Source organism: Myroides odoratimimus, from assembly GCF_001485415.1.
Taxonomy (GTDB): domain Bacteria; phylum Bacteroidota; class Bacteroidia; order Flavobacteriales; family Flavobacteriaceae; genus Flavobacterium; species Flavobacterium odoratimimum.
The window spans coordinates 1-4,853 of sequence record NZ_BCMQ01000059.1 but is presented as its reverse complement, the minus strand read 5'-3'; the positions used below and the strand labels follow the sequence as shown (position 1 = coordinate 4,853).

The window sequence follows — 4,853 nt, the reverse complement described above, 5'->3', positions numbered from 1 at the left end:
AAATGATTCTCTAGTTCACTTTCTAACATAGTCTCAAGGAAATGTTTTAAAAGGGGACCAAAAACACCATCTGGACCTCCCATTTTCTTTCCTTGATAAATATCAGCCATTGCTTGTTCTTTAAAACTCTCGAAATCAAATACTTCTTTTTTTTGTTCTCTGCTCATTTTACTAATGTACATATTTTATTATACAATTTTTTTAATGACACAGTTTACGGGACACCCTCAAAGAATAATAATTAAAAAAGCACTTACTTAGTCCAAACTAAATAAGCGCTTTTTTTATTCTAATCAGTTATTACCTTAATCTCATATTCATAGTCTGAGGCCGAGCGCGAGCGTAAAATAAGTCTTGTTTTTAAGTCTTTTATAACTCCTCTTATTCTATTTATTGAAGAATTTTTTCTTACAAATAATTCTACTCGAATTGTACAACATTCATATTGTTTAAAATTCTTAAAATATAAATTTAGGTTTTCTAAATACTATCTTCAATTAAATTAGTTTTTAAAATTAGACTCTGTATCTAAAATTATTTGTATTTTTCCTTAAGAACTGCATCATAATCACCATCTAATAATTCCTTACTTCTTTCCCATTTAATAGGTACTATATTACTTTTAATTTCCCCTATATAAAGTTTATATGTAAGCCCTTCCCAATTTAAATCATTATAATAACTCTCTAATTGTTTTCCTTTTACCATCATTTTTAAATTATTAACATCATCCTCAATTACCTTATAAGTATATTGTAAATATTCTAGAGAAGAAATATTATTTAAAGTATGAATATCACATATATGAAAATAATTTTTCACAAACTGAACAGGAACGGTCAATCTAGCATAAGCTTTGGGTGCTAAAAAAACAAAGTCAATATTGACTGAATTTATTTCATCCTTTAATATTGCATTGCTAATATTTGTCTGTTTTGTAAAACAGTGAATCAACTCCATAGTAACCATCTCACATGATTGCAAATTCTTATCTAAAAAATTTTCTTTAATTGAAAATTTCCCCATCGTAAGTGTTTTCTCTCCGTGTTTAAGAAAACTATTGTTCCAAATAAATCGATCTATAGATGTATCTATTGGAAAGTAATACGCTGTATCACTATTATTATAAAACTCAACTGTGATTAAGCTATTATTAGTAATAGTATCTTTTAATATACTTAACTCTATAGCTCCTTCATTTTTTTTTTGTGAGTATCCCGTAAAAATAGTAAACACAGTGATTACTAAAATAAACATTTTATTCATTTTAAAAACTCCAATTATTATCATCAAACTGTTTTTTAAAATTTAAATAAGTGGTATTATAATTTATAATACCTCCCCATATTTGCTCCAATTCATAAGCTTTTACTTCAGTAATAACTAATGAAGCCTCTTTTCCATAAGCATTAAACCACTTTTGTCTGGCTCCTGATACAATATCTATTACATGACTAAATTCATGTAATATAGTTAAAGCGGTCTGTCTATATGTATTAAAAATCGTTGTATTTATTTTAATTGTCCCATTATAAGTATACACTCCATTTTCACTTATCAAACTACCTTGTACTTGTCCATCTAAAGCCTGTCCACCCTTTGTTACTAAGTTTTCAGTAATAACTAATTCTGGCCCATTAGCTGCTTCATAGTATTCAGGTAACACTTTTTTCGCAAATTCATTAACTAATTTAGAGCTTTTATCTCTAAATAAATCATAAGCTGGATCATCTGGGTTATACCCTTTCTCTTTTAATCTACTGTCTATTTTAGAAATTTCTATTTGTTCTGTTATTAAATGAGCTACATGATTCAACCCACTAGTAATTAATCCCTGTTGCATTCCTTTCCAAAAATCCCCTCCTGCTATAGAAGAAGATATTCCTCCTGATACCCCACCTGCAACCAACATAGTAGCTTTTAACTGTTGTTTATTTAATTTAATATTACTAGTAGGCTTTCCAAGTTTTTCTACTCCACTTGATATTAATGAACTAACAATTCCACTTGCTAAACCTGTAATAAACTTCTCTCCTTGTATCTCACTCATCGCACCACTAGTTACTCCATGAAGCCCAGCTTGTACAATTGAATTAGTAACTAAACTTCCTATTCCAAACGCTATAGCTCCACTAATACCTCCCATTACACCAGCTTTTCCTGCTCCATAAAAAAAAGGTACTTTATTAACAGAATTCATAATTCCATTCATCACGATTCCGACACCAATACCAATTAAAATTGGAATAATCTCTCCACTTGGATCTGTATGTAGATTCCGGAGAAAGTGACCATGTTATTCCGGTGGAAAGTGACCACCTAAAATCAAGTCAAAAACATGTTTTATATTTCAGTTAAAAATACAAAAAATAAGTATAGTTATTTAATAGAGTTTTGTTGAATTTTTGCTAATGTATTTTTACTTCTTAAAGACTCCCCATGAAGTTCAATTCTAATAGAATTATGTACCATTCTATCTAAAATAGCGTCAGCTATAGTTTGTTCTCCAATTATATCATGCCATGTTTCAATGGGAAGTTGTGAAGCTATAATTGTAGATCTCTTACCATGGCGATCTTCAATAATTTCCATAAAATCTTGTCTTTTAAGATTGTCTAAGGGTTGTAATCCAAAATCATCTAATATAATTAGGTCTTGTTTTTCAATTCGATCTATTTCCTTAGAAAAAGAACCATCTCCTTTAGCCATCTTTAATTTAGAGAATAGTTTATTGATACTAAAGTACATGACTTTATATCCTAACATACAAGCTTGATAACCAATTGCAGAAGCAATATAACTTTTTCCTACTCCTGTACTACCAGTAATTAATACGTTTTGTTGCTGTTTTATAAATTGACAAGCAGCTAATCGATCAATCATATTCCTATCAATATTTCTGGATGAATCTATATTAATATCCTGTATATAAGCTTTGTATCTAAATTTAGCTGTATTTATTAGTCTTTCTATCTTTCTGTTCTCCCTATCATCATATTCACTATCAGTTAAATAAGCAATAAGTTGATCATTTGTATAATCCGAAGTAGGAAGTTGTAGTGTTGATGCGAATGCTCTATGCATTCCATAAAGTTTTAAATACTTTAATTTTTCTAAAGTTGTTTGATTCATGTTTCTATAATTTAATATTATTGTTCTATTGATAATAAGCTGCTCCTCTGATATTCTGATGAGTAGGAACTTCTCTTTCTTTGTTTAATGGTTGTTCTTCAATAGCATCTAATCCCTTTTCTAAAATGCTTTTGATCATTTTATAACTATATCTTTCGTATTCTAAACCCCGTGTACAGGCTTTTTCTAATCGAATATTAGAAAAGCGTTTACCTAAGCTTAAAATTCCAGCACAAGACTTATATGATTGTTCTGGGTGCTGTCGCTTATCTAATATCATTGCTAAATATTTTTGTGTAGATTCTCCTATTTCTTGTCCCCATTTCAAAAACTGTGTAGGATTCCAATCTGTGATATATTGGTGAGATGAAGGCATATGTTCCTTTACAGTAGTATACCGATACTTTCCTAATTCTCTATTGTGTGAAGCGATAAGTCTTTGATTGTGATATATATCAACAATATCTTTGCTATAAAGAATATTTACCTTTTTACCAATATAATGGAAAGGAACACTATAGTAGTGTTTATCTTTATTTAGGTAGATGTGACTAATTTTTTGAACAGTTGCTTTTATAGCATATTTTAATTCATACCTGTGTGCTGGTAGTGATTGTAAAACAGGTTGTTCAATTTCTTTAAACAACGTTTTTCTTGAAACTCTTTCTCGTGAAAGTAGTTTTTCATTATGCTGTTCTAACAATTCTGCTATTGCTTGATTTAGTTCTTGCAAACTAAAGAACTCTCTATTTCTAAGAGGAGCAAATACACGAGTATAGATTGTTTTTACTGCATTCTCTACTAAGGCTTTATCCTTTGGCTTATAACTTCTTGCGGGTAAAATAGTTGTGTTATAATGTAGAGCAAAGTCTTGAAGATTATGAGCTATTTTAGGTTCGTATTTATCACTTTTAGTTACAGCTGCTTTTAAGTTGTCAGGTACAATGGCAAGTGGGACTCCTTGATAAAAATGTAAGGAATTGGTGAGACTTGATATAAAATCTTCTGTATTTTGAGTTAGACTGGCTTCTACATAAGTCATTCTACTTGAACCAAGAATAGAAATAAATACTTCTACAGAAGTTATTTCTCCTGTAGATTTATCAATAATAGACAACTTTTTCCCTGTGTAATCAACAAACATCTTATCTCCAGCTTTGTGTTGCATGTGTAAAGAAGGAGATGTTTTTTTCTGCCAAGTTCGCAAATGATAGCAAAATTGAGAATAACGATAACCTTCAGGATGTTTCAAAAGGTACTCTTGCCACAAGATATGTCTTGTTACTCCCGTTTTAAGTAGTTCTTTAGTAAAGTAAGGGAAATATTTATACAAGATTGCTTCTTTTTCATCAGAATCCAATTCTTTAGTGTCAAATAAATCTTCTATATCTGTATCATTTAATTCTTTTATCTCTTCATAAGTGAATTTTGAAGTCGTAAAGAGAGTAATATATTTCTTAACAGTATTACGTGAAAGACCTAATTGGGAACTTATTTGAAGTTTACTTACTCCTTGAGTATATAGACGTAGTAGTTGTTTTAATTGTAACATGTCGATCTTTTTATTAGCCATATCTCTTGCATTTTAGCTAAGATATTTAGACATGTTTTAACTTGGTTTTTTAGGTGGTCAATTTCACCGGAATTAGGTGGTCACTTTCCACCGGAATTAAGTGATCACTTTTAACGGAATTAGGTGGTCAATTTCACTGGATTCTCCA

Annotated in this window: 4 protein-coding genes and 1 pseudogene; all 5 read right to left on the bottom strand. The window is 30.0% G+C overall.

The window, feature by feature from the left end; genetic code table 11:
- Positions 1 to 167, bottom strand: a pseudogene (locus MODO_RS19750) (IS256 family transposase); the annotation flags it as partial.
- Positions 168 to 534: 367 nt separating this feature from the next.
- Complete coding sequence (locus tag MODO_RS18815) at positions 535 to 1,290, bottom strand: hypothetical protein (protein WP_006260764.1); 756 nt, start codon at positions 1,288 to 1,290, stop codon at positions 535 to 537.
- Positions 1,268 to 2,200, bottom strand: coding sequence for a hypothetical protein (locus MODO_RS18810; protein ID WP_144964338.1), 933 nt, complete (start codon positions 2,198 to 2,200; stop codon positions 1,268 to 1,270). The genes MODO_RS18815 and MODO_RS18810 overlap by 23 nt, the downstream gene beginning before the upstream one ends.
- 179 nt (positions 2,201 to 2,379) lie before the next feature.
- Positions 2,380 to 3,132: an IS21-like element helper ATPase IstB gene (gene istB / locus MODO_RS18805; RefSeq protein WP_006260107.1), complete on the bottom strand. Its 753-nt coding sequence runs from the start codon at positions 3,130 to 3,132 to the stop codon at positions 2,380 to 2,382.
- 25 nt (positions 3,133 to 3,157) lie between these two features.
- Entirely contained in the window at positions 3,158 to 4,705 is a 1,548-nt protein-coding gene (istA, locus tag MODO_RS18800; RefSeq protein ID WP_006260108.1) for an IS21 family transposase, read from the bottom strand.
- Positions 4,706 to 4,853: the final 148 nt, after the last annotated feature.

Coding starts and splice junctions, on each gene's coding strand:
- istA (WP_006260108.1), bottom strand. CDS start 4,705: ATGGCTAATAAAAAGATCGACATGTTACAATTAAAACAACTACTACGT.
- MODO_RS18815 (WP_006260764.1), bottom strand. CDS start 1,290: ATGATAATAATTGGAGTTTTTAAAATGAATAAAATGTTTATTTTAGTA.
- MODO_RS18810 (WP_144964338.1), bottom strand. CDS start 2,200: ATGAATTCTGTTAATAAAGTACCTTTTTTTTATGGAGCAGGAAAAGCT.
- istB (WP_006260107.1), bottom strand. CDS start 3,132: ATGAATCAAACAACTTTAGAAAAATTAAAGTATTTAAAACTTTATGGA.